21 protein-coding genes and 4 tRNA genes are annotated in these 25,245 nt (G+C 69.1%); 9 read left to right on the top strand and 16 right to left on the bottom strand.

The genetic code is table 11. The features are described from left to right. Positions 1-62 precede the first annotated feature (62 nt). Positions 63-1,061, top strand: coding sequence for a hypothetical protein (locus tag IU449_RS15800; RefSeq protein ID WP_195002853.1), 999 nt, complete (start codon positions 63-65; stop codon positions 1,059-1,061). On the opposite strand, the gene IU449_RS15795 is transcribed toward IU449_RS15800, so the two are convergent. The 3 genes from IU449_RS15795 to IU449_RS15785 all read right to left on the bottom strand — a co-directional run bounded on the left by IU449_RS15795 (position 1,058) and on the right by IU449_RS15785 (position 4,974). Beyond that, complete coding sequence (locus IU449_RS15795; protein ID WP_324188272.1) at positions 1,058-2,506, bottom strand: M1 family metallopeptidase; 1,449 nt, start codon at positions 2,504-2,506, stop codon at positions 1,058-1,060. The two genes, IU449_RS15800 and IU449_RS15795, sit on opposite strands and share 4 nt — an antisense overlap. Before the next feature lie 69 nt (positions 2,507-2,575). Continuing rightward, positions 2,576-3,241, bottom strand: a complete 666-nt coding sequence (locus IU449_RS15790) for a DUF3239 domain-containing protein (protein WP_195002852.1) — start codon at positions 3,239-3,241, stop codon at positions 2,576-2,578. A 74-nt stretch (positions 3,242-3,315) separates the two neighbouring features. Then, entirely contained in the window at positions 3,316-4,974 is a 1,659-nt protein-coding gene (locus IU449_RS15785) for a DNA repair helicase XPB (protein ID WP_195002851.1), read from the bottom strand. A 286-nt stretch (positions 4,975-5,260) separates the two neighbouring features. Here IU449_RS15785 and IU449_RS15780 point away from each other — a divergent pair, with 286 nt between their 5' ends. After that, on the top strand, positions 5,261-5,905 hold the full coding sequence (locus IU449_RS15780; RefSeq protein WP_195002850.1) for a LysE family translocator: 645 nt from the start codon (positions 5,261-5,263) through the stop codon (positions 5,903-5,905). A 21-nt stretch (positions 5,906-5,926) separates the two neighbouring features. On the opposite strand, the gene IU449_RS15775 is transcribed toward IU449_RS15780, so the two are convergent. Further along, the gene (locus IU449_RS15775; RefSeq protein ID WP_195002849.1) at positions 5,927-6,481 is read right to left on the bottom strand and encodes a dihydrofolate reductase family protein; all 555 of its coding nucleotides are present in this window, start codon (positions 6,479-6,481) and stop codon (positions 5,927-5,929) included. Positions 6,482-6,516: 35 nt separating this feature from the next. Then, the gene (locus tag IU449_RS15770) at positions 6,517-7,695 is read right to left on the bottom strand and encodes a pyridoxal phosphate-dependent aminotransferase (RefSeq protein WP_195002848.1); all 1,179 of its coding nucleotides are present in this window, start codon (positions 7,693-7,695) and stop codon (positions 6,517-6,519) included. Between the two features lie 182 nt (positions 7,696-7,877). Between IU449_RS15770 and IU449_RS15765 the strand changes: the two genes are divergently transcribed. Together IU449_RS15765 and IU449_RS15760 are read left to right on the top strand one after the other, a co-directional pair. Further along, positions 7,878-8,096: a hypothetical protein gene (locus IU449_RS15765; RefSeq protein ID WP_195002847.1), complete on the top strand. Its 219-nt coding sequence runs from the start codon at positions 7,878-7,880 to the stop codon at positions 8,094-8,096. 114 nt (positions 8,097-8,210) lie between these two features. Beyond that, a complete protein-coding gene (locus IU449_RS15760) occupies positions 8,211-8,747 on the top strand; it encodes a class I SAM-dependent methyltransferase (RefSeq protein ID WP_324188271.1) in 537 nt (178 codons plus the stop codon). 117 nt (positions 8,748-8,864) lie between these two features. Here the strand turns inward: IU449_RS15760 and IU449_RS15755 are convergent, their stop codons facing one another. The 4 genes from IU449_RS15755 to IU449_RS15740 form a co-directional block, all read right to left on the bottom strand. Further along, positions 8,865-9,713 carry a hypothetical protein gene (locus tag IU449_RS15755; protein WP_195002846.1) on the bottom strand — a complete coding sequence of 283 codons (849 nt, stop codon included), beginning with the start codon at positions 9,711-9,713 and terminating at the stop codon, positions 8,865-8,867. 376 nt (positions 9,714-10,089) lie between these two features. After that, a complete protein-coding gene (locus IU449_RS15750; protein ID WP_195002845.1) occupies positions 10,090-11,181 on the bottom strand; it encodes a 3-deoxy-7-phosphoheptulonate synthase in 1,092 nt (363 codons plus the stop codon). A 239-nt stretch (positions 11,182-11,420) separates the two neighbouring features. Continuing rightward, on the bottom strand, positions 11,421-11,894 hold the full coding sequence (locus IU449_RS15745) for a carboxymuconolactone decarboxylase family protein (RefSeq protein ID WP_195002844.1): 474 nt from the start codon (positions 11,892-11,894) through the stop codon (positions 11,421-11,423). A gap of 151 nt (positions 11,895-12,045) precedes the next feature. Continuing rightward, a complete protein-coding gene (locus IU449_RS15740) occupies positions 12,046-12,918 on the bottom strand; it encodes an oxidoreductase (protein WP_195002843.1) in 873 nt (290 codons plus the stop codon). Between the two features lie 92 nt (positions 12,919-13,010). Here IU449_RS15740 and IU449_RS15735 point away from each other — a divergent pair, with 92 nt between their 5' ends. Beyond that, complete coding sequence (locus IU449_RS15735; protein WP_195002842.1) at positions 13,011-14,621, top strand: (2,3-dihydroxybenzoyl)adenylate synthase; 1,611 nt, start codon at positions 13,011-13,013, stop codon at positions 14,619-14,621. 176 nt (positions 14,622-14,797) lie between these two features. On the opposite strand, the gene nbtS is transcribed toward IU449_RS15735, so the two are convergent. Next, positions 14,798-16,111 carry a nocobactin biosynthesis salicylate synthase NbtS gene (gene nbtS, locus IU449_RS15730; protein ID WP_195002841.1) on the bottom strand — a complete coding sequence of 438 codons (1,314 nt, stop codon included), beginning with the start codon at positions 16,109-16,111 and terminating at the stop codon, positions 14,798-14,800. A gap of 211 nt (positions 16,112-16,322) precedes the next feature. On the opposite strand from nbtS, the gene IU449_RS15725 reads away from it, so the two are divergent. Further along, on the top strand, positions 16,323-18,761 hold the full coding sequence (locus IU449_RS15725; RefSeq protein ID WP_195002840.1) for a glycerol-3-phosphate 1-O-acyltransferase: 2,439 nt from the start codon (positions 16,323-16,325) through the stop codon (positions 18,759-18,761). Beyond that, on the top strand, positions 18,758-20,272 hold the full coding sequence (locus tag IU449_RS15720) for a 1-acylglycerol-3-phosphate O-acyltransferase (protein ID WP_195002839.1): 1,515 nt from the start codon (positions 18,758-18,760) through the stop codon (positions 20,270-20,272). Before IU449_RS15725 ends, IU449_RS15720 begins: the two co-directional genes overlap by 4 nt. A gap of 1 nt (position 20,273) precedes the next feature. On the opposite strand, the gene IU449_RS15715 is transcribed toward IU449_RS15720, so the two are convergent. The 6 genes from IU449_RS15715 to IU449_RS15690 form a co-directional block, all read right to left on the bottom strand. After that, positions 20,274-20,993, bottom strand: a complete 720-nt coding sequence (locus tag IU449_RS15715) for a polyprenol monophosphomannose synthase (protein ID WP_228804747.1) — start codon at positions 20,991-20,993, stop codon at positions 20,274-20,276. 222 nt (positions 20,994-21,215) lie between these two features. Next, positions 21,216-21,398: a hypothetical protein gene (locus IU449_RS15710; protein ID WP_195002838.1), complete on the bottom strand. Its 183-nt coding sequence runs from the start codon at positions 21,396-21,398 to the stop codon at positions 21,216-21,218. Positions 21,399-21,481: 83 nt separating this feature from the next. After that, positions 21,482-21,555, bottom strand: a tRNA-Phe gene (locus tag IU449_RS15705). Positions 21,556-21,613: 58 nt separating this feature from the next. Next, positions 21,614-21,687 (bottom strand) — tRNA-Asp (locus tag IU449_RS15700). 29 nt (positions 21,688-21,716) lie between these two features. Further along, positions 21,717-21,789, bottom strand: a tRNA-Glu gene (locus tag IU449_RS15695). 94 nt (positions 21,790-21,883) lie between these two features. Beyond that, on the bottom strand, positions 21,884-22,549 hold the full coding sequence (locus IU449_RS15690) for a TetR/AcrR family transcriptional regulator (RefSeq protein ID WP_195002837.1): 666 nt from the start codon (positions 22,547-22,549) through the stop codon (positions 21,884-21,886). 865 nt (positions 22,550-23,414) lie between these two features. Between IU449_RS15690 and IU449_RS15685 the strand changes: the two genes are divergently transcribed. Beyond that, a tRNA-Lys gene (locus IU449_RS15685) sits at positions 23,415-23,487 on the top strand. A 648-nt stretch (positions 23,488-24,135) separates the two neighbouring features. Continuing rightward, positions 24,136-25,101, top strand: a complete 966-nt coding sequence (locus IU449_RS15680; protein ID WP_195002836.1) for an acyl-ACP desaturase — start codon at positions 24,136-24,138, stop codon at positions 25,099-25,101. Positions 25,102-25,245: the final 144 nt, after the last annotated feature.

Here is a 25,245-nt window from a genome sequence, read left to right as displayed (position 1 = left end):
GACGCCTGCCCAATTCTTGAACAGTGTCGCTCCTCGGGGCCGGGTCGTTACGCTTGGCAAGTATGCCGCTGGAAGAGGTCGCCGTCGACTTGTACGGCCTGGTACCGGCCGATTTCGTCGCGGCCCGCGACGAGCGGGCCGCCGCCGCCACCCGCGCGGGCGACAAACGACTCGCCGCCGCCATCGGGGCCCTGCGTAAACCCACGCTCACCGCCTGGGCGGTGAATCTGCTCGTCAGACGAGCGAATGACGAGGTCGCCGCGCTGCTCGCGCTCGGCGAGCAACTGCGCCGGGCCCAGCGGGAACTGTCGGGCGAGCAGTTGCGGGGGCTCACCACACAACGTCAGCAGGCGGTCTCCGCGCTCGCCCGCCGCGCGGGCGAGCTGACCGCTGAACAGGGAAAACGTCTACCCGAGAACGCGATCCGTGAGGTCGTCCAGACCCTGAACGCCGCGCTGGCCGATCCGGAGGTCGCCGAGCGGGTGCGCACCGGGACACTGGCCACCGCGGCGACCTATGCCGGCTTCGGACCCGCGGGGCCGGAACTGGTCGCGGTCGACGGCGACGCGACCGAGCCGGCGCGCCGCGGCCGGGCCGCCGGAACGCAGGCCACCCACACGAAAGGCGACATTGCGCGGGCCGGAAAGCAGCCCGCGAAGAAGAAACCGCCCGCGACGACATCGAAGAAGGGCGCGGCGACGCCGAAGAAGGCCGACAACGTCGAGCGGACCAGGCAGCGGGATCGAGCCCGGCGCGAATTGGACAGGGCGCGCGGGGAACTCGACGATCTCGTCCAGACGCTGGAGTCCGAACGCGCGGCGCTGGCCGCTGCCCACGCCGAGGCCGAACGCGCCGATCGAGCGCTGCTGCGCTGCGAGGCGGAGATCGAGCGGCTGCGCGCGGAGCTGGCCCACGCCGAGCAGCAACGCCGGTTCGCCCGCACCGCGCAACGCGGCGCTCAGGACGAACTCGACACCGCGCAACGGCAGGTCGAGCGGGCCGAGCGCCGCGTACGGCGGGCTCGTGATCGCGTCGGGGAACTCTCCGACGCGAGCCGCTAGGGCCGCAGATCCGCCGGATACAGATACTCCGGGGGCGGCGGGGTCGTCCCGTCGAGCCAGGCGGCGAGGAAACCGGTCAGATCCGTCCCGGTCCTCGATGACAGGAAGGCGCGGAAATCCGCCATGGAAGCGTTGCCGTAGGCGTGGCGGGCCAGGAATTCGCGCAGCGCGGCGAAGAAGACCTCGTCGCCGATCAGCCTGCGCAGCGCGTGCAGGAACAGCGGTCCGCGGTAATAGACCGAGCTGAATTCGCGTCCCGCACCGGGATTCTGCAGCGGAATCTCCCAGAAATCCGGCGAGTCCTTCCGCCGTGCGATGGTCGCGCGGTAGCGCGCGTCGACGTCTGTTCTCTCGACCCGCTCCGGCCACAGGTAATCAGCGGTGTAGCTCGCGAAGCACTCGTGCAGGCAGATGTCGGACCAGTCCCGGATGGTGACGGAATCGCCCCACCACTGATGGGCGATCTCGTGCACGACGGTGTTCAGGTCGGTCCACGGTGCGTAGAGCGGGCGGGTCTGGGTCTCCAGCGAGAACGGCAGGTCGGTGTCGAGGTGGATGCCGCCCGCGGTGTCGAAGGGATAGGGGCCGTAGAGCTGTTCGGTGAAGTCGAGGATTTCCGGCAACCGGCGTTCGAAGGCGATCTTGTCCCCGGCCGCCGGGGCGAAGGCGCTCAGCAGCGGGGTGCCGTCGGCGCGGCGCTGTTCGAGGAAGGTGAACCGATCGACCGCCACGGTGGTGAGGTAGCCGATCACCGGGTGCCGCGATTCCCAGGTGACGGTGCGCGACGGCCCGTTCACCACGTTGCCGGTGCGCCTGCCGATGGAGACGACCTCCCAGTCGGCGGGCACGGTGGCACGCAAGGCGAAGGTCGCCTTGTCCCGTGGGGTGTCGTTGAGCGGGTACCAGGTGCTCGCCGAATGCGGCTCACCCGCCGCGAACGCGCCGCCGTTCGGGGTGAACGTCCAGCCCGCGCCCGCGTTCTCCACCGCCTCGCCGCCGTAGTGGACGGTCACGGTGAACGGCAGGCCGGGCAGCAGGGGCAGCAACGGGGTGATGGTGAGCTCGTGTTCGCCGTGGCGGTCGAACCCGGCCGGGAGCTGATTCACCGTCACACCGGTGACCGGCGGACCGCTGTAGTCGAGGTTGAACGCGCGCAACGGCTGGGTGGCCGCCGCGTCGATGCGGGCGGTCCCGTCCAGCCGCCTGCTCGGCGGATCGTAGGCGAGGGTGAGATCGTAGTGGCGGACGTCGTATCCGCCGTTGCCGTCCAGCGGGTAGTAGGCGTCGCCGAGTCCCGGCGCTCCGACGAACGGATCGGGTTGCGCCGCGGCCGGACCCGTACCCGCGAGCAGCGCGGCCACCACCGCCGCGCCCAGAATCGCCGACCGCACCCGCTGCCACCCCTTTTCCGCCGAGCCACCGCCCGGCCGAGCAGCCGGAGCCACCGTGCACGCTAGTGCGTCGCGCCGACCCGATCACTCGACGCGCCGCGTCCCCCGCCGGACTCCGCGCGTTCAGCCGCCCAGGTCGGGCAGCTGCCGGTGGTCGAGCAGCAAGCGTTTGGCGGCGGTGCGTCTCACCTTGTCGGCGAGCGCGAGATTGTCGGCGAGCAGCCGCCACTCCGCTTCGCTGATGGCCGCGCGGGCACGCTCGATCACCGCGGGATCGGTGGTGCCCCAGGCGATCGGCATGGGACTCACCGATTGCCAGCGCTCCCCCACCGGCCGCGGCGCCGCTTCGATGCGCACCGCCACCGCGGGCACCCGTTCGCCGGGACGCTTCTGATGACCGGGCAACGCGCGGACCCGCCTGGTGACCAGCGCGTAGCGCGGACCGGATGCGTCCGGCCCGGCGACGTCGACCAGCGCCAGCAGCACCAGGGCGCGGGGACGGATGCGCGAGACCACCGCGGGCACCAGTTCACCGGCTGCGTAGAGACGGTCGATGCGCGAGCGGCCAGGGGCGCGCAGCGCCACCCACCCGGCGATGATCGTGCCAAGCGCGAAGGCCACCGCGAGCAGATAGGACCACGGATGGTCCAGCCGGACGAGCAGGGCGGTCACCAGCGCCGAGGCGATCGCGGCGGCGATCGCGAGCAGGCGACGGCGACGCATGGCGGCGAGCACTTCGTTCACCGCGTGTGCATGCCCCCGGTCCACCGCGAATTCGAAGCTTCGCACGTATTCTTCCTAGCACACGTTGCGGAGGTTTTGCCTCCACTTATCCGGCCGCGTTCCCGGACCGACCGGCGCGATCACCCGATCGCCGGACCGAGCAGATCGTCGGCGTCGGTGATGCGGTACGCGTAGCCCTGCTCGGCGAGGAAGCGCTGACGGTGCGCGGCGTATTCGGCGTCGAGGGTGTCGCGGGCGACCACCGAATAGAAGTGCGCCTGTCCGCCGTCGTGCTTGGGCCGCAGCAGGCGGCCGAGGCGCTGGGCCTCCTCCTGCCTCGACCCGAAGGTGCCCGACACCTGCACCGCCACCGAGGCCTCGGGCAGGTCGATGGAGAAATTGGCCACCTTGCTCACCACGAGCACCGGGATCTCCCCGCGCCGGAAGGCGTCGAAGAGCGCCTCGCGCTCCTTCGTCCTGGTGGAACCCTGGATCACCGGCGCGTCCAGCGCCGCACCCAGTTCCTCGAGCTGGTCGAGGTAGGCGCCGATCACGAGTTTCTGCGAATCGGGATGCCTGCCGAGAATGGATTCGACCACGGCGACCTTGGTGCGCGCGGTCGAGCACAGCTTGTAGCGGTCCTCCGGCTCGGCGGTGGCGTAGGACATCCGTTCGGCGTCGGTGAGGGTGACGCGCACCTCGACGCACTCGGCCGGGGCGATCCAGCCCTGCGCCTCGATGTCCTTCCACGGCGCGTCGTAGCGCTTGGGGCCGATGAGGGAGAACACGTCGCCCTCGCGACCGTCCTCGCGGACCAGCGTCGCGGTGAGCCCGAGCCTGCGCCGGGACTGCAGGTCCGCGGTCATCCGGAAGACCGGTGCGGGCAGCAGGTGCACCTCGTCGTAGATGACCAGGCCCCAGTCGCGGCTGTCGAACAGCTCCAGGTGCTTGTACTCGCCCTTGGTGCGGCGGGTGATCACCTGATATGTGGCGATGGTGACGGGCCGGATCTCCTTGCGCTCGCCGGAGTACTCGCCGATCTCGTCCTCGGTCAGCGACGTGCGCGCCAGCAGTTCGCGCCGCCACTGCCTGCCCGCGACGGTGTTGGTCACCAGGATCAGCGTGGTGGCCTTGGCCTTGGCCATCGCCGCCGCGCCGACCATCGTCTTGCCCGCGCCGCAGGGCAGCACCACCACCCCGGAACCGCCCGCCCAGAACGAGTCGGCGGCCAGTTCCTGGTAGTCGCGCAGGTGCCAGTGCCCGCCCTCGTAGTCGAGCTCGATCGGGTGCGCCTCGCCGTCGACGTACCCGGCGAGATCGTCGGCGGGCCAGCCGATCTTGAGCAGCATCTGCTTGATCCGGCCGCGTTCGGAGGGATGCACGGCCACGGTGTCGTCGTCGATGCGCGCGCCGAGCATCGGGGCGATCTTCTTGTGCCGGAGCACCTCTTCGAGCACCGCGCGGTCCAGGCTGACCAGGGTGAGCCCGTGCGCGGGATGCTTGACCAGCTGCAGACGCCCGTAGCGGGCCATGGTGTCGACGATGTCGACCAGCAGCGGCTGGGGTACGGCGTAGCGGGAGAAGCTGACCAGCGCGTCGACGACCTGCTCGGCGTCGTGCCCGGCCGCGCGCGCGTTCCACAGCGCCAGCGGCGTCACCCGGTAGGTATGCACGTGTTCGGGGGCACGTTCCAGTTCGGCGAACGGCGCGATGGCCTGGCGCGCCGCGTCGGCCAGTTCGTGGTCGACCTCCAACAGCAGCGTCTTGTCACTCTGCACGATCAGCGGACCGTCGGTCACAGTCTCTCCTCGTCTCGGCGCACCCGGCGCGGTTCTTCCCGCGCAGCTCGGTGCTGCCCGTCCCTGGCAGGGCGCCGCCCTCATGGGGTGCGTCCATTGTCCCCGACCCCGCCGACCACCCCCACGGCGCATTCTCGCCGGTACAGCGTTCGGGGCGCCGGTTTTGTTCCGGAGCGGTGTCCTGCGAGCAGGTTCGCTCCGCGGCGGGTTGTCGGCAAGACCGCAAGGCCAGGGGCCCCCGACTGGACCGAGACGCGGCCGGACGTGGCGGGTGAGGATGGCGAGCATGATCGAGACGGCGGCGGTTCTCGGTGTCGCGGCGGCGGCGCTGGCGATGGTCCTCACCCCCGGGCCGAACATGATGTATCTGGTCTCCCGCACGGTCGCGCAGGGCAAGCGCGCCGGGCTGGTATCGCTCGGCGGGGTCGCGGCCGGTTTCGCGGTGTACCTGGCGGCGGCGACCGCGGGCATCACGGCGGTGTTCGCGGTGGTGCCCGGCCTGTACACGGCGGTAAAGGTGGCGGGTGCGGCCTACCTGCTGTGGCTGGCCTGGAAGGCGCTGCGACCCGGTGGCGTCTCGGTGTTCGCGCCCGCCGACCTGCCCGCCGACCCGGCGCGCAGGCTGTTCACTATGGGGTTGGTCACCAATCTGATGAACCCGAAGATCGCGGTCATGTACATGGCGCTGATCCCCCAGTTCGTCCGGCCGGGGCACAGCCCCGTCTGGCTACAGAGCCTGTGCCTGGGTGCGGTGCAGATCACCGTGGCGCTGGCGGTCAACGCGCTGATCGTGCTCGTCGCGGGTGGGCTGGTGGGATTTCTCACCCGACGTCCGCTGTGGTTGCGCACCCAGCGCTACGTCATGGGCGCCGCGCTGGCCGGAGTCGCGGCGTTCCTGGTCGCCGACCGCACCCGGCCGGTACCGGCCTGACCGGATGCGGATTCCCCGCGATCAGGCCGGGGGGCTCAGTCGGTAGGTGAGCACGGCGAACTGGCCCATGGTGGACGAGGCGGTCAGGCGCAACCGGTCGGAGAGGATACGGCGGGGCAGCAGGGGCGCGCCCGCGCCGAGAGTGACCGGGGCGATGGACACGATCACCTCGTCGAGCAGCCCGGCGTCGGCGAACTGCCCGGCGAGGTCTCCGCCGCCCATCACCCAGATGTTGCGCTCGCCCGCCGCCTCGGCCATCTCTTTGTGCACGTCGGCGACATCACCGGAGACGAAACGCAAGTTCGCCCCTGGCAGGGTGGGCAGATCGCGGTGGGTGAATATCCAGCAGGGCAGGTCGCCGTAGTTGTCGGTCCAGGTCTGCGGGGCCTCGTTGGCCAGGAGCCATTCGTAGGTGGTGGCGCCCATACACATGGCACCCACGTTCGCGGTGAAAGCGCCGATCTCCTGTTCGCTGCTGCCACCGTCGTCAACGGCGAACAGCCAGCTCAGCGAGTTGTCCTCGTCGGCGAGGAAGCCGTCGAGCGTGGTGGCGGTGTAGTACTGCGTCATCGTCATGAGGCGATCGTGGCAGGCAGACCTGACAACGAGTGTCAGGTTCCCGCGCGATTCTTGCGCAGCCGCCGCACGCCCTCGTCCAAAGTCTCGTCGCGCTTGCAGAAGGTGAAGCGGACGAGACTGTTCCAGGGTTGCTTGTTGTCGGCGAACACACTGACCGGCACCGCCGCGACCCCGACGGCGCCGGGCAGCGCGCGACAGAAGGCCAGCCCGTCGGTCTCGCCGAGCGGGGTGATGTCGGCGCAGACGAAATACCCTCCGTCGCTGGCCTTGACCTCCCAACCGCTCTCGGCCAGCGCTGCGGAGAGTCGTGTCCGCCGCTCGGACAGCGAATCGCGCAACCTATCCACCCAGTCGAGTTCCTCGGTCAGCGCGTGCGCGACGGCGGGCTGGAACGGGCCGCCGCCGACGAAGGTCAGGAACTGTTTTGCCGCGAGCACCGCGTCGAGCAGGTAGGCGGGGGCGCACACCCACCCGATCTTCCAGCCGGTCACGCTGAAGGTCTTGGCGGCGCTGGAGATCACCACGGTGCGCTCGGCCATGCCGGGCAGAGTCGACAGGCTGATGTGCTCGGCGCCGTCGTAGACCAGATGCTCGTACACCTCGTCGGCGACCACGAGAAGATCGCGCTCACAGGCGATCTCGGCGATGGCTGTCAGATCGTTCCGAGACAGGACCGCGCCGGTCGGATTGTGCGGTGAATTCACCATGATCACCCGGGTGGCGGGGGTGACGGCGGCGCGCAGGCTGTCCAGGTCGAGAACGAACCGGTCCCCCTCGGCGACGAGCCGAGCGGTGCGGCGGTGCGCGCCCGCCAAGGCCACGGCGGCGGCATAGGAATCGTAGTAGGGCTCGATGAGCACGACTTCCTGGCCCGGTTCGACCAGGCCGAGCAGGGTCGCGCTGATCGCCTCCGTCGCGCCGACGGTCACCAGGATCTCGGTGTCGGGGTCGTACTCGGTGCCGTAGCGGCGCCGTCGGTCGGCGGCGATCGCCTTGCGCAGCACCGCCATCCCGCGCCCCGGCGGGTACTGGTTGAGTCCGTCGGCGATGGCCCGGCGCGCGACCTCGAGCATGCCCGCCGGACCGTCGGAGTCGGGAAAGCCCTGCCCGAGATTCACCGCGTCGTGTGCGACGGCGAGCTCGGTCATCTCGGCGAAGATCGTGGCGCCGAACGGGCGCAGGCGTTCGACGGTGGCAGGGCGTACAGGCATAGCTCGCAGAGTAGCCGAGCGGTCGCCAAAGTTGCGAACAGATAGCGAAAGGCTATATTTCACATTTGTTTTCGGCCATCTACCTGCATGGTTGTGCGTTGCCGGAGCGGCAGCTAGCCTCCTCGTGTTCTACCTCACACCACTACCGCCGTTCCGGCGGCGGTGCATGAAAGGGGGCGCACATGAGCGCCTATCTCGACCTGTTGCTGCATCCGGCCGCGTCGGAGGTGGCCGGAACGGTACTGGGCGCGATCCGCGACGTGGCCCACGATCTGATCGCGGGCACGGGCGACTTCTTCACCGGATCCTCCACCGGCGACGCGGGACTGGGTTCCTCCACGCCCGACGCGGGCCTCGGCTCCTCGACCGGCGACTTCTTCACCGGCTCGACCTACCCGTGACACGCGCACCGGATCGGGTCGATCACGACCCGATCCGGTGTTCGCCCTGCGCGCTCGCACCGCGGCGACGATGCTGTTGCCATCCGCGCGACAACAACCCCGGGGAGGCCGACGGTGGGCGATGAACGGTTCGGTTGGATCGTCGAGATCATGGACTTGCGCCCCACCGACCTCGTCCTCGAGATCGGCCCCGGCCCGGGCACGTCGCTCGAATACCTCGCACGCGAACTTCCCCGCGGACGCGTACTCGCGGTCGACCGCTCGGCCACCGCGATCGAACGCGCGGCGCGGCGCAACGCCCGGGATATCGACGCCGGGCGGATCAGCCTGTGGCAAGCGGACTTCGGGCGGCTCACTCCCGATCGGGTGCGCGCTGATTTCGACGCTCCTGGTGGATTCGACAAGATTCTCGCGGTCAACGTCAACGCCTTCTGGACGACGAAGCGGCCGCCCGCCGAACTGACGGTGGCGCGCGAACTGCTCGCCCCCCACGGCGCGCTGTTCCTCTGCTACGGCTATGGCGCCTCGTCGACCGGGCCGAAGCCCGAGACAGGCGACCTCACCCGCCGCCTCGCCGAGGGTGGCTTCCTGACCACGACGATCACGCACGGCGATCTGCTCGCCGTCCGCGCCTGGACGCCGGGCGGGTGAGCCGGTCGAGCGGCAGACACGCAGAGAGCCGGGCCCCGAGTTACCTTCGGGGCCCGGCTCGTTCGCGCATGTCGGGCAGCGTCACTCACCGATGGAGTGGCGTCGCTCCTGATTCACTCACAAGGCACTGCCGAGGCAGACCGAACCCGAGCAGCCACCCACACCCACGTCGATCCCGGCCGGCGAGCTCAGGCCGGTGGCGATCTCGGTGAGCGTTCCGCCGGTGACCGGCAGCGAGTACACGGTGCCGGTCAACTGCTCGGTGACGTAGAGCGTGTCGCCGTCGACCGCGATGCCCACACCGACGTTCACTTCGGCCAACTCGGTCGGCGTGCCGCCGGTGACCGGCACGGACCAGATCGGGCCGATGGCGCTGGTGATGTACAGGGTGCCGTTGTCGGCCGCGATGGCCAGGGGGTTGGTCAAGTCGGCCACGACGGTGGTCGGCGCGCCACCGGTGACCGGCACCGAGACGACGCTGCCCGCCAGGGAGTTGATGGTGACGTACACCTGGCCGTTGTAGACCGCGATGCCGCCGACGTTGCCCAGGTCCGCCAGCAGCACCTCCGGCGTGCCGCCGTCCTTGTCCACCGAGTACACGGTGCCGGCGTCGACGATGAACAGGGTGTCCCCGGAGATCGCGATGTAGCTCGGGGCCACCAGGCCGGGGACGGCCAGCGGCGTGGCCGTTCCACCGCTGATCGGCGCGGTGACGATCCGGGCCGCGCCGGCCTCGGAGATGTAGAGGGTGTCACCGTCGACCGCGACGTCGAACGGCGAGATCAGCCCGGTGACCAGGGGATCCACCTGACCATCGAGGGAGACGGCCACCACCGTGCCCGCGGTGCTCTCGGCGACGAACAGGGTCTTCTCGCCGAAGGCGGCCGCCGGGCCCGCGCCGGGGCCCACCATCGCGGCGAGCGCCGTCACGAACAGCAGCAGCGCCGAGGCCGCCATGGTGACCACGCTGCCGAACCCACGACGGGCGCCGGCTCGATGACCACCGCGGCTCGCTAAGCGAGCCAATACGACATGCAGATTCACGCTTGTCCTCACTCTCCGAAGGAATTCTCGAAATGACGGAACTTCAGGAGCAGCGCGCGACCCGGAGCCGGCATCGAACAAACCGACCGATCGGGAACCCCCGGTATCGCGCCCCGAGTGGAGCGATCTCTTGCGAATGCCGCATAACCGTATCGAAACAAAAGCCCAGGTCAAGTACTAAAGGCATTTCAGAATGGCGTACGCGAGACAACGGCCCGCCCCGCTACCCGCGCGCCGACGCGCGCGCCGGTAACGAAACAGGCCGGTATGCGGGGGGCGGGTAGGGGCGAGAGCGGAATCAGAGACCGCGCCGACGGCGGACCGCGTCGGCCAACAGATCCAACTGCCGCGCCGTGGTGTCCCAGTCGATGCAGGCGTCGGTGATCGACTGACCGTAGGCGAGGTCGTCGGAACGACCGAGGGTCAGGTCCTGACGACCTGCCACCAGGAAGCTCTCCAGCATCAGACCCACCACCTCGCGCTCGCCGGCGGCGATCCGGCCCGCGATGTCGGCGACGACGTCGACCTGCTTGTTGTGGTCCTTGTTGCTGTTGCCGTGGCTGGCATCCACCACGACCCGCCGCGGCAACGACGCCTTCTCCAGGCGCAGGCAGGCATCGGTGACCGAAGCCGCGTCGTAGTTGGTCCCGTTGCTGCCGCCGCGCAGGATCACATGGCAGTCCGGGTTGCCGGAGGTGCGGATCAGGGCGGCGCGGCCGTCGAGATCGGTGCCGGGGAACACATGGCTGGCCGCGGCCGCGCGCACGCCGTCGACCGCTACCTGCACATCGCCGTCGGTTCCGTTCTTGATGCCGACCGGCATGGACAGCGCGCTGCTGAGCTGCCGATGCACCTGGCTGGCCGCGGTACGCGCGCCGATCGCGCCGTAGGAGACCAGGTCGGCGATGTACTGCGGGGTGATCGGATCGAGGAACTCGCACGCCACCGGCAGCCCGAGTCCGGTGATGTCGACCAGCAGCTTGCGTCCGATGCCCAGACCGGTGTTGACGTCGAAGGAGCCGTCCAGGTGCGGATCGTTGATCAGCCCCTTCCAGCCCAGGCTGGTGCGCGGCTTCTCGAAGTAGACCCGCATCACGATGTGCAGATCCTGCCCCAGTTCCTCGGCCTTGGCGGCCAGGCGGCGGGCGTAGTCCAGGGCGGCGGCGGGATCGTGCACCGAGCACGGGCCGACGATCACCATCAGGCGATCATCGGCGCCGTCGAGCACCTCGACGGTGGCCTTGCGGCCCGCGCGGACGGTATCGGCGTGGGTATCGGTGATCCGGTGGACCATGCGCACCTCGGCGGGCGAGCGCAACGGGCTCACCGCGAGAGTGCGCTGGTGATCGAGGTCGGCATGGCGTGCGTCGACGTCTACCGCAGTGGTCATCGTGGTCGTTTCCTTTTCTCCAGGCCGACCCACGGAAATCACGAACACCGTAGAGCCGGTCCATCATCCGGCTCGGGGTGGGATAGTCAGCGCAGGTGGTTGCCGCAGACCGACCCACCCGGGGCCGGCTTGCTAAACCAGAAATACGCGCGCTGCACGACAGAGACCATACCAGCCCACCACGCCGCGGTGACGCGGGGGCGGCGGACGTCACGCCCCGCGCCCCCGCGATCCCCCGGTCAGTGGAACTGACCGGGGACGTAACCGCCCGCGGGGGTACGGCTGATGACATTCATCCGGTTGTAGGCGTTGATCAGCGCGATCAGTGAGATCAGCGCCGCGATCTGCTCGGCGTCGTAGTGCTTCTCGACCTGCGCCCAGGTCTCGTCGGACACGCCCGTGTGCGCGTCGGCGAGGCGGGTGCCCTCCTCGGCCAGCGCCAGCGCGGCCCGCTCGGCCTCGGTGAACGCGGTGGCCTCGGGCCAGGCCGCGACGAGGTTCAGCCGCAGCGGATCCTCACCGGCGTGGACGGCGTCCTTGTAGTGCATGTCGACGCAGAACCCGCAGCCGTTGATCTGGCTGACCCGCAGCAGCACCAGTTCACGGGTGGCCGGGGCCAGCGTGGACTCGCCCACGACCATGCCCGCGTTGTTGATCCGCTTGACGAACTTCGCGCCGAGAGCGTTCCCCGCGTAGTCGAACCGCTGTTCCATGATCTGCTCCTCGCCTGTCTCGCGCCCGGCCTCCCGCCGAGCGGCTCACACACAGACGACGCCGCGGACCACCGGAGTGTGACACCCCGAGAAGTGACGGCCATCACAATGCTCGGACAATCAGCGCTCGGACAGCCCGAACTCGCGGTAGTCAGATCGAGTAGGTGACTCCGGTGAGGCGCTCGGACAGCGCGAACAGTTCACGCGCCACCGTCTCGTCGCGCGAGGCCTTCGTCGACCCGCAGCGAGCGGGGTGGCCGCGCATGCCGCCGAACGTGTCGGGACCGTAGAAGGCGCCTGGCTCGACCGGCTCGGTGGCGGCGAAAAGCTGTGGCAGCGCACCGTTCTCGGCGCTCTGGGCCAGCAGCCGGTTACCCACGGCCATGAACGAATCCATGAACGATTCGGTGTGTGACTGCAGATCCGTCGCCGCGTAGCCGGGATGGGCGGCCACCGAGAGGATCGGCGAGCCGGCCGCGGTGAGCCTGCGCTGCAACTCGTAGGCGAACATCAGGTTCGCCAGCTTGGCCTGTCCGTAGGCGAGCCAGCGTCGATACCGCCTGCGCTCCCAGTTCAGATCGTTCAGGTCGATCTTGCCCACGGTGTGCGCGCCGCTGGAGACGGTGACCACCCGATCGGCGATCTTGTCCAGTAACAGTCCGGTGAGCGCGAAATGACCGAGATGGTTGGTGCCGACCTGCATTTCGAAGCCGTCGGCGGTGCGACGCTTCGGCACCGCCATCACCCCGGCATTGTTGATCAGCACGTCGACGCGATCGATGCCCGCGGCGAAGGCGCGCACCGAGGACAGGTCGGCCAGATCGAGCGAACGCACGTCGGCGCGCGACCCGAGATCCGCAGCGACGCGTTCGGCCTTGGCCAGATCACGGCACGCCATGATCACCTGGGCACCCTTGGCCGCCAAGGCCCGGGCGGTGACCGCGCCGAGGCCGCCGTTGGCGCCGGTGACCACGAAGATCCGGCCGGTCTGATCGGGGATATCCACGGCTTCCCAGCGACTCATGCGATGAGTCTAGCCCGGATGATCAGCCGCCACCGGCCATTCAGATAGGGTTGCCTAACCTCATCTGATACGACCGGACCCAGCGAGGAATCGTGACGACAACCACCGACCACCGGGACGGCTATGTGCCCTTCCCCGCCGAGACCGCACAGGCGTACCGGGCCGCGGGCTACTGGACCGGCACGTCGCTCGGCGACCTGCTGCGCGCCACCGCGAAGCGGCATCCCGAGCGCGTCGCCCTGCGCACCGACGAGGGCGCCCGGGACTACGCCTGGGTGGACGCCGAAGCCGACCGCATCGCGCACGGCCTGATCGCCCTGGGCATCGCGCCCGGCGACCGAGTGGTCGTCCAGTTGCCGAACGTGCCGGAATTCCTGACGGTCCTGTTCGGCCTGCTGCGTGCGGGCGCCATCCCGGTGCTGACCCTGCCCGCGCACCGCAGAGCCGAGATCGAGCATCTGACCGCGCTGTCGGAGGCGGTGGGCTACATCATCGCCGACACCTTCGGCGACTTCGACTACCGCGATCTGGCCGCGACCGTGCGGGAGAAGGTCCCGAGCCTGCGCCACGTCCTGGTACTCGGCGACCCCGGACCGTTCACCGATCTGAACAGCATCGGCCGCGACGGTGATTCGCTGCCCGCGATCGATCCCTCCGACATCGCCTTGATGCTGGTCTCCGGCGGCACCACCGGCCTGCCCAAGCTGATCGCGCGCACCCACGACGACTACGTCTACAACGCCACCGGCAGCGCCGAGATCTGCGAACTCACCGCCGACGACGTGTATCTGGCGACCCTGCCCGCGGCGCACAACTTCCCGCTCGCCTGCCCCGGCATCCTCGGCAGCGTGAGCGTCGGCGCCTCGGTGTGCTTCGTCGGCGATCCGAGCCCGGAGAACGCCTTCGCCGCCATCGAGCGCCACGGCGTGACGGTGACGGCCGTGGTGCCGCCGCTGGCCCAGTTGTACTGCGCGGCCGTGGAATGGGAGCAAGCCGATCTGAGTTCACTGCGCCTGCTGCAGGTCGGCGGCGCGCGGCTGGCCGACGTGAACGCCAGGGAGGTCACACCCGCGCTGGGCGCGCGGCTCCAGCAGGTCTTCGGTATGGCCGAGGGCCTGCTCAACTACACCCGGCTCGACGATCCCGACGAGCTGATCTGCACCACCCAGGGCAGGCCGATGTCGCCCGCCGACGAGCTGCGCGTGGTCGACGCCGAGGGCAACGACGTCGCGCTCGGCGAGGAGGGCGAGCTGCTGACCCGCGGCCCCTACACTCTGCGCGGCTACTATCGGGCCCCCGAGCACAATGCCCGCGCGTTCACCCCCGACGGCTACTACCGCAGTGGTGATCTGGTGCGACGCCTGGAATCCGGGCACCTGATCGTCTCCGGCCGGATCAAGGACGTCATCAACCGTGGTGGCGAGAACATCTCCTGCGACGAACTCGAGGAACACCTGCTGGCGTACCCGGCGGTCCGGCACGCGGCCGCGGTCGGCCTGCCGGACGCGGCCCTGGGCGAGAAGGTGTGCGCGGTGCTGGTCGTCGACGGCGAGATGCCGAGCCTGCCGAGGATCAAGACCTTCCTCACCGAGCGTGGCCTGGCCACCTACAAGCTGCCCGATGTGCTGCGGCAATCCGATGTGCTGCCGATCACGGCGGTCGGCAAGATCGACAAGAAGGCACTGCGCGCCACCTACAGCTGACCGGCCCGCCCGGTCCGGCCCGTCACCCCGGTGGCGGTCCCGGCCGCGCGGAGCGGGCTACCGGCACAGCCGGGACGGACTCGGCGGATCGGACCGGGTCTACGAGTCCGACCCGGGAGGAAGCGGGCGGCGCATCCGAAAGATACGCCGCCCGTGCGTGTTCGCGCGGCGGCCGGTCAGGCCTTGACCACGTAGGGAGCGATACTGCCGAGCTTCTCGCAGGTCTCCTCGAACTCCCGCTCCGGCTCGGACTGACCCACCACGCCCGCGCCCGCGCGCAGCCACGCGCCCTCGGCGGTCTGGTAGACCGCGCGCAGCACCAGCGTCGCCTCCAACGCGCCGGTCGGCGAAACCGTCACCACCGCACCGGAATACAGCCCGCGCGGCGCGCCGTCGAGCCGGAAGACCGAATCCACGCCCTCACGCTTCGGGATGCCCGACGCGGTGACCGACGGGAACAGCACCTCGAGGGCGTCCCAGCCGGAACGATCGGCGGCCAGCGTGCCACGCACCGTCGAGGCCAGATGCTGCACGCTGCCGCGCTCGCGCACCGCCATGAAGTCCGACACCGCCGGGGTGCCGGGATCGGCGACCGAACTGATCTCGGCGAAGGACAGCTGCACCGAGATGGCGTGCTCCACGATCTCTTTCGGGTCGCTGACCAGGTCGGCGCGCGCGGCCATGTCCTCGGCGTGGCCGCGGCCGAAGGCGCGGGTGCCCGCCAGCGGCTCGGTGGTGACCACGCGGTCGTCGTCGACGGACACCACCAGCTCCGGGCTGAAACCGGCCGACTCCAGGCCACCCAGGCGCAGCAGGTAGGAGCGCGCCGGGGTGTTGTTGGCGCGACCGAGGCGGTAGGTGGCGGGCACGTCGACGATGAAGGGCAGATCCACCTTTCGCGACAGGATGACTTTCTGATACCTGCCGGCGCCGATCTCGGCGACGGCCTCGGCGACCCTGTCCCGATACCCGGTCGGGTCGACGCGCACGTCGATCGGCTGAGCGTGCGGCAGTTCGGTGTCCTGCGAGTCCGCGATGAGATCGTGGATGTCGGCGGCCTCCCGAGGGCTCGCGCCCGAGATCCGCACGCCGGACTCGTCGACGGTCACCTCGATGCGCGGAATCATCAGATGCGCCAGCGACATCCGCTCGTCGACGTGGGCCCTCGCCTGCAGTGCCCAGGCGCAGAATTCGAATCCGATCCAGCCGTAGGCGTGGGCGGAGTGCGCGGGCAGCATGGCCAGGGCGCGATCGAGGGCGCGGGCGGGCGAGCCCTCCCACGCCGTCACCGTGGTCTCGCCCGCCCAGCTGACCCGCAGCTCGGTGGCGTCGAGCTCGATACTGCCGATCGGGTCGGCGGCGAAGATCCACTGTCCGGGGCGCTCGTACATCACGTATTCGCCGAAACGATCCGCGCTCGCCAATCGGGACATCGCCGCCGCCGGATCGGTTACATACTCAACGCGAGAGCGCTCATCCGTCGTCGACAACGATCCTCCAGAATTAAGATGACCTAACTTGATGCGAAGTAAGGTTAGCATTACCTGCCTCGCGGGTGGGTGCGCTCGGCAGCGCGCCATCGCCTCGGCGAACTCGGGTCGTGAAGTCAGGGCGCAAGATCACCGCACGCGAGACAATGGGGTGCCGTGACTCGCGACCCCGCCGCATCGGGCGGCGGGCCGACAGGCAGACGGAGGCCCCATGATCGAGCCCGCCGATTCGCAGCCGCCACACCCGGCACCACGATCGGTGGTCGCCCTGGTGGACGCGTCCTCCGGCGTCGAGCGCGAACTGATCGGCACCTGGCTGGCCGAAGGCGGCATCGCGGCGGAACTCGGCACCGACGCCCCGGTCACCCAGATCGATCTGGACGCCACCGCGGTCGCGGCCCGGCTGATCGGCCGCCGGGACGATCCACTGGTGGTCCCCGTGCGGGTGCTGTGGCTGCCGAAAGAACGCGACGGCGTGCGGCGCATGAGCTTCGGCGACCTGGTCACACTGACCGATCCGCGCAAGCCCAATCGGCTCGTGCAACGCAGGCTCGCGCGCACGGCCCCCGACCGGCACGTCGTGCTCACCGGGGCACCCGCTCCGCTCAGCAAGCTGCGCGCCAAGAACCCCGAGGCCGCCGCCCTGCACACCGCGGGAAGCGGAGAGCCCTTCGCGCGTGCCATCGTGCGCGCCGCGGTGGTCGCGCTGGAGCGCGCCGAGCGCGCCGTGATCGGCGACCGTTACAAGGTCCCCCGGCTGGTAGCCGAGGAGATCCTGGATTCGCCGGAGTTCCTGCGCCGCCTGCGATTGATCGCCGATCAGATCGACGCCGATCCGCAGGATGTGTACCGGCGCGCGGAGAAGGGGCTCAACGAACTGGTGGCGGCCCAGTCGCGGATGGTGTCGGACCTGTTCACCCAAGCCATGCGCCCGGTACACGCCTCCACCTGGAAGGTCGACACCGACGACACCGGCCTGGACCGGCTGCGCGAGCTCAACCGCACCTGTCCGCTGGTCTTCCTGCCGTCGCACCGCTCCTATGTGGACGCGTTCGTGCTCGGCGATGTACTGGCGCGCAACGACTTCCCACCCAATCACGTCATCGGCGGAGCCAACCTGCGGTTCTGGCCCATCGGTCCGATCGCCCGGCGCACCGGCACGGTCTTCATCCGCCGCAGCTTCGGCGACGACGAGGTCTACAAGGCGGTCGTCGAGGAGTACTTCGCCTATCTGCTCAGCAAGCGATTCAACCTGGAGTGGTACTTCGAGGGCGGGCGAACCAGGACCGGCAAACTGCGACCGCCGCGCTACGGCCTGCTGAACTACCTGGCCGCCGCGGTGCGCGCCCATCGCGTCGACGACGTCATGCTGGTGCCTGTCTCGATCACCTACGAACGTCTCAACGAACTCGGCGCCATCGCCACCGAACAACTGGGGGGACGCAAGAAGCCCGAGGGCCTGACCTGGCTGGCCCGTTACATCCGCTCGCAACAACATTCGGCCGGACACGTCTACGTCCGCTTCGGCGAACCGCTCTCGGCGCGCGCTCGCCTGAGCGCGCTCGGCGACCCGATGCACACACCGCCGGTCACCATTCCGCTGCACGGCCCCGACAGCGCGGCACCCGCCCCGACGCCCGCCGAGCAGGAGATCGCGGAGAAGGAGCGCCGCGCCGTGCAACTGCTGGCCTTCGAGGTGGCCGTCGGCATCAACAACGTCACGCCGATCACGGTGAACGCGCTGGCCACCCTGGCCCTGCTCGGCGTCGAACAGCGCGCCCTCACCCTCGGCGAGGTCCGCGCACTGCTCGCCCCGGTCATCGATTACATCCGCCGCCGGAGACTGCCCTCCGGCGAACTCACCGCGCTGACCGAGGAACCCTCGCTCGCCGTCGTACTCGAACAGCTCTCGCTGGCCAGAGTGGTGACGGTCTACCGCGGCGGCATCGAGCCGGTGTACTCGATCGAGAGCGGCGCGCATCTGGAAGCCGCGTTCTATCGCAACAGCGCGGTGCACTGGTTCGTCGACCGCGCCATCATGGAGCTGTCGGTGCTGGCCGCGATCGAAGCCGTCGACGACAATCTGCGCGCGGGCTGGGAGGAGGCGTTCCGGTTGCGCGATCTGCTCAAGTTCGAGTTCTTCTTCCCCGACCGCGCCGAGTTCTCCGAGCGGATCACCGCCGAGATGCTGCTGGTCGACCCGGAGTGGAACAGCAGGGGCAGGGAGACCCAGGGCAGCGAGATCGTGGCGCGGCTGCGCGGCTCGGGCTTCATGATGGCTCACCGCGTGCTGCGTTCGTTCTTCGACGCGCAACTGGTGGTCGCCGAACGCCTGGCCGACAAGGACGCCGCCGCGCCGATCGACCGCAAGGAACTGATCGCCGAATGCGTGTCGGTGGGCAAGCAGATGCTGCTGCAACGGCGCCTGCACAGCCCGGAATCGGTGTCCACCGAGCTGTTCTCCAGCGCGATCGCCCTCGCCGACAACTACCACCTGATCGAGCCGGCCGAGGCGACAGCCGCCGCCGACCGCACCGACCTCACCCGGCGGCGCGCCGAGTTCGCCACCCAGCTGCGCGCCATCAGTTCCCGCATCTCCCTGGCGGCCAATCTCGACCCGTCCAACACGCTCGGCCCGGTGACACGATGAACGACCCGGCAGCGATGAGCGACCCGGCAAGGACACAGGACCTCACCGAACTGCTCGCGCGCATCCGCTCCGGACCGGCCGGGCCCGAGGTGCTCGCGGTTTTCGACCTGTCCGCCGTGCTGGACGGGTTCACCGGGCCCTCGGTGCTGCGCCGCACCCGGCCGGGCGGCGTCCGCGACCCCGCCGCCCGCATCCTGCTCGACGGCTTCGAGCCCGCGCTGACCGACGGCGGCTACAGCCGTTTCCTGCACCAGGCCGCGGCGCGACTGGCCGGGCGGCGCCGCGACGAGCTCGCCGAGCTGGGTGTCCGGCTGTTCCGGCGCGAGGTCTACGGCTACCTGTTCCCCGAAGCGTGGCAGCTGGTCCAGACGCACCTGGCGCGGGGACACACCGTGGTGCTGGTGAGCGCGCTGACCGAGTTCCAGGTCGCGCCGGTGGCCGCCGAACTCGGCATCGAGCACGTGCTGTGCACGGCGATGGACACCGACGCCGACGGCGCGCTCACCGGCTACGTGGCGGGCAAGACACTGTGGCGCAACGGCAAAGCTCGAGCCGTGCGGGCCTTCGCGACCGAACGCGGCCTCGCCCCGACGGCCGGCTACGCCTACAGCGGCGCGACCACCGATCAACCGCTGCTGGCCCTGACCGCGCACCCGGTGGTGATCGATCCCGATCGGATTCTGCGCGCGGCCGCCGTCGATCACGACTGGCCGGTGGTGTCGTTCCGGCGCAGACGCGATCCCCGGCTCGTCGACTACGTGCGGACTGTCGCCGGATTCGTCGCGCTGCTGCTCGGCGCGTTGTCCGGCGTGCTGGCCAAGTCCTCCACCCGCGAGCGACGCGCGATGGCCGACGGGCTGATGGCCTACGGGACAGCGGCGACGCTGGCCACGGTCGGGGTGCGGGTCCGGGTGACCGGTGCCCGCAACGCGCGCTCACCGCGACCGGCGGTGTTCCTGTTCAATCACCAGAGCCAGTTCGACGTGATCATCGTCCCGCACGTCCTGCACGGCGGCGTGACCGGAATCGGGAAGAAGGAACTGACCCGGAATCCGGTCTTCGGACCGCTCATGCGCTTCGTGGGCGTGACCTTCATCGACCGGTCCAGCACCGAGAAGGCCAGGGCCGCGCTGGCGCCGGTGGTCCACACCCTGCGCGAGGGGCTGTCCATCGCCGTTTCACCGGAGGGCACCCGGTCCTACTCCCCCGCGGTGGGCCCCTTCAAGAAGGGCGCCTTCCACATCGCCCATCAGGCGGGCGTGCCGATCATCCCGGTGGTGATCCGCAACGCCGGTGAGATCGCCAGACGCAATTCGATGGTCGCGCGCGCGGGCACGGTGGACGTAGCGATCCTGGAACCCGTCGACGTAGGTGACTGGAATCTCGCCGAACTGGACCTACGGGCCGAACAGGTGCGGCAGCTCTTCGTCGACACCCTGCTCGACTGGCCCGAACCCGACGAGGCGGCGAGGCCCCGGCCGAAACGGCAGCGGCAGGCCCGGAAGGGCTGAGTCAGACCGAACGGCCGAACAGCAGCTTCCACGGCATCAGCGCCGACTCCAGCTGCACCTTCAGACTCATCTTGGACGCGCCGAGGGTCCGCTCCTCGAAACGGATCGGCACCTCGGCGATGGCGATGCCCTTGCGGACAGCCCGGTAGTTCATCTCCACCTGGAACGAGTAGCCGTTGCTGCGGATGGAGGCCACGTCGATGGCGCGCAGGGTGTCGGCCTTCCACGCCTTGAAGCCGGCGGTGGCATCCTTCACCCCGAGGCGCAGGATGAGGTTGACGTAGAAGTTGGCCCAGGCCGAGAGCGCCTTGCGGTACCACTTCCACTCCTCGGCGGTGGAGCCGCCGGGCACGTAGCGGGATCCGAGCACCACACCCGCGTCGGATTCGCTCAGCTTCGCCAGCATCGCCGGGATCACCTCGGCGGGGTGCGAGAGATCGGCGTCCATCTGGATGACCACGTCGGCGCCCTCGTCCAGCGCGCGGGTGATGCCCGCGACATAGGCGCGGCCGAGGCCGTCCTTCTCGGTGCGGTGCAGCACTCCCACCACGTCGGGCAGTTCGATGGCCAGCTTGTCGGCCACCTCGCCCGTACCGTCCGGAGAGTTGTCGTCCACGACGAGGATGTGCAGGTCGGGCACCGCCAGCGCGGTCAGCCGGTCCACCGCCACCGGCAGATTCTCCCGCTCGTTGTAGGTCGGCACAACAACGGTAACCCTCAAGGGTCGCCCTCCCTGCTCACCTGTCCAGCTCGCAGGCCCACGCCGGACCGGTACGAGCGATAGTCGATTACCGAGAAACCGTACTCGATCCGCCTGATGAGCAGCTGAGCGGCCGCGACCGGACGCCGGACCGGGATCGAGTCACCGACCTGCGGCAACGTACCCGCACACCGGTGGCGGCGGCTCGGGCCGGTGAAAACGGTTGCCGCGCAGCGGCGCTTGTCAGTCGCCCTCGCGCCAGGACCGATCGCGGGCGTCCTCACGCTCGTTGCGCGCCCGCACGATCTCCAGCGCCCGCTCGGCCGTGGCCCGATCCGGATACGGACCCATCCGATCCTGGAACCAGCACTGCCTGCCCTGCTCGGCCCGCTGGTGCTTCAAGCAGTAGTACCACCGTTCAGCCATGCCTCCAGCATCGCATCTCCGGCCCCGGCCGGCTGCACAGACGAAAAATCCCCCTGGCCGGATACTGCTCCAGGGGGATGACGTGGCCAGGGCCGGGATCGAACCGGCGACCTTCCGCTTTTCAGGCGGACGCTCGTACCAACTGAGCTACCTGGCCGCAGGCACCCGTTCCGAATGCCATACGCGAAGCGCCGGATCTCTCCGGCGCTTACTTGCGACCCTGACGGGACTCGAACCCGCGACCTCCGCCGTGACAGGGCGGCGCGCTAACCAACTGCGCCACAGGGCCTTGCTGTGCTACCAACAGTCCGAAGACCGTACCCCCTACGGGATTCGAACCCGCGCTACCGCCTTGAAAGGGCGGCGTCCTAGGCCGCTAGACGAAGGGGGCTCGCCCCGGATTTCTCCGGACCGGCTTTCAACGGTGTTCCGTTGGGAGCTCGCATAGCTTATGACAGCATCGCCGAGAGTTCCAAATCGGCTGGTCAGACGCCCAAACCGAGCTCTTCCAGCCGCGCCGACGCAGCCCACCCGTCGACGGCGAACTTCTCCCGCCACTCCGGCGTCGCCATCGACTCGACGACGACCTCCAGCGCCTCCTGGAACCGGCCACGCAGATCGGCCGCCACGCCGGGCAGATCGACCAGATAGCGCTGGCCGGCCAGCGCCGCGCTCAGCGTGCGCGTGAAGCGATCCGGATCGGCGTCCTCACGCAGCTGTCCGTGCTCGACGGCCCGCAGCGCCAGCGAGCGCGTGGCCCGGATGAGGATACGCCCGCCGCCCGCCTGGACATCGCGATAGAAGTCGGGCTCGATGATCAGCCGGTATTCCGCCTGCACGATGATGTCGTGTTCGAGACGCAGGGCCAGCTCGTCGAGCATGCCGTGCAGCACGTCGAGTGGGCCCAGATCGGTTCGAGCGAGCCAGCGTTCGGCAGTGGCGCGGTAACGCTCCACCGCCGTCTCCAGCACCGCCCTGGCCAGTTCTTCCTTGGAGTCGAAGTGGAAGTACATCGCTCCCTTGGTCGCGCGCGACCCTTCCAGGATTCTGTTCAGCGATGCCGCGGCATAGCCGCTCTTACCGAATTCGACGGCCGCGGACCTGATTATCGCCGCCCGTGTCCGGCGGGCCCGCTCTTGCTGCCGTGCCATGCTCGAAACGCCTCCGAAGCTACTCACCGCCATTCGAAGCCCCCCGTAGGAACGGACCCCTGGCGCACTTGTTGAATAATTGAATACTTCGAGCCGGTTTCTTCGGTTCAATTCATACTTTCGGTATGAATATGGCCGAGTTACCAATAACACACCGGCTGGTATAATTCGTTGTGCCCGGGTGCGCCGCAGGGGGTGCGCACCCGGGCCCACCTACGTCTCCGGACCTGTCTCCGATCAGCCTCCTGCGGCAATCGTTGCTGTGTGCGGACACCACAATGACGCATCGAAATCCGATCGCCGGACGCGATGACGACCCCCTCGCAACGGCGATTCACCGGCGGCGCATCGCCGAGATCCGCGTCACCGGAAGACGTATCACCGAAATCGGCGATTCGCCCGCAATTCATCAATGCGCCACGGTACCCGCAATCACGATCCGACACGCGGCAAACCGGGGAGTCCGATAGCCCACTCGACACACTTCGCACACAGCTAACAGTTCGCAATCCAAAAGGTCTGCGCAGCGGGTATTTACAATTCGCCACAGCACCCGCGCCGCCGCGTCGCGGAGCCCGATCCGAGGACCACATCGGCCGCGCAGGCCGCCCGGGGCGGTCGGTCCCGAGCACCGCGCTCACACTCCCTCCGGGTGGCCTACCGAAGCGAAACCAAACTGGTTGGTAGGCAACATGATTCGATACTATCCAGCGGACGCCGAAATGAACAAAGCTGAGGCTCAACGCTTTCCCACCCACCCGATCGGCCACACGCAGCCCGCGCCGGCCCCTCCCCACGCACCCCCCGGAGGTTCACACTCCCGGTTTCCCGAACGAGGACCCGGCGCACTACACTTGCCGCACACGCCCCTATAGCTCAGTTGGTAGAGCTACGGACTTTTAATCCGCAGGTCCCAGGTTCGAGCCCTGGTGGGGGCACATCGGACGGGCGCCCGGTCGACCGGGCGCCCGTCCTCGTCTTCGGCCCCGGCCCGGCCGCCGCTCTCCGCCGCGGCCCACCTCTCCCTGGGCGGCGCCGACAACTCCCTTCGAGCGCCCCGGCCCCTCCGGCGACCCGCTCCGTTCATCACATCGATGGAAGGCCGTTGTGCCTGGTACGCGACCACAGTGGGCGAAAAGCGGCATCCGGGCTGATCAGACCCGGCGTGAATCGACACAGGGCTACCGGAGCCGAGTGCGTGAACAGGCACAGCGGGCCGGCGACCGACGCCGCGCGCGCCGGTTCCGCCGTCGGCCCAGCGCAGTCGGCGTTTCGCACGCGGCGCGAGACCGGCGCTAACGAATCGGGCGCCGGACCGATAGAGACGGGAACGAGGGTCGCGGCGCGGGGCTTCCCGCCCACTCGCCGCCCGTTCGCGCATACACTCGAGGTGGCCGCATCCTGCGGCGATGCCGTCGCGGGGACCATCGTCGTCCGGCGTGAGGACTTCGGTCCGCACTTCGGATTCACACCTCCGAGAGCGTTTCGTGTCACACCTACGGTGCCGTAAGGTATGGCCGCATCGGGCACGGTCCGCTCCGACAAACCACCTGCAAGAGTGCACGCAGACTATGAAGGGCTGATACATGGCAAGGGATCTGACTCAACTCGAGCTGCTCACGGAGTTGGAGCCGGTTGCCGAGGAAAACGTCAACCGTCACCTCTCCCTGGCCAAGGAATGGCATCCGCACGACTACGTCCCGTGGGACGAAGGCCGCAACTTCGCGGCGCTCGGCGGCGTGGACTGGGACCCGGAGCAGTCCAAGCTGAGCGAGGTCGCCAAGGCGGCCATGATCACCAACCTGCTCACCGAGGACAATCTGCCGTCCTACCACCGGGAGATCGCCGAGAACTTCTCCCAGGACGGTGCCTGGGGAACCTGGGTCGGTCGCTGGACCGCCGAGGAGAACCGTCACGGCATCGTGATGCGTGACTACCTGGTCGTCACCCGCGGCGTGGATCCGGTCGCGCTCGAAGAAGCGCGCATGATCCACATGACCAACGGATTCGCCTCCCCCGCCGACGCCGACGCCGGCTTCCTGCACTCTGTCGCCTACGTCACCTTCCAGGAACTCGCCACCCGCGTGAGCCACCGCAACACCGGCAGGGTCTGCGACGATCCCATCGCCGACCGCATGTTGCAGCGCGTGGCCGCGGACGAGAACCTGCACATGATCTTCTACCGCAACATGTGCGGCGCGGCCCTGGACCTGGTGCCCGACCAGGCGATCGAGGCGATCACCTTGATCCTGGAGAACTTCCAGATGCCCGGCGCGGGCATGCCCAACTTCCGCCGCAACGGCGTGCTGATGGCCAAGCACGGCATCTACGACCTGCGCCAGCACCTCGAAGAGGTGGTGCAGCCCGTGCTCAAGAAGTGGGACGTCTTCGAGCGCAACGACTTCACCGCACGCGGTGAGCAGACACGTGAGCGGCTGGCCGCCTTCCTGGAGAAGCTGTCCCAGGACGTCGTCAAGTTCGAGGAACAGCGCGACCGCATGCTGGCGCGCGAGGCGAAGAAGCGTGAACTCACGGGGGCGACCGCGGGCTGATCTCCGCGCCCTCGCACGACCTCATGGCACCGCCGCCGGGCTTCCGGAGGCGGTGCTCTCGTCTGTCGGGCGTGTGGCGGGTCGTACACCCGGTTCGGGCGTCCGGCCTGCCGCGGGGCAGTGATGAGAGACTGGAGACCGTGA

Origin of the sequence: Nocardia higoensis (assembly GCF_015477835.1) — a bacterium.
Classification (GTDB): domain Bacteria; phylum Actinomycetota; class Actinomycetes; order Mycobacteriales; family Mycobacteriaceae; genus Nocardia; species Nocardia higoensis_A.
The sequence above is the reverse complement of the archived record's forward strand: the minus strand, read 5'-3'. Positions and strand labels throughout refer to the sequence as shown.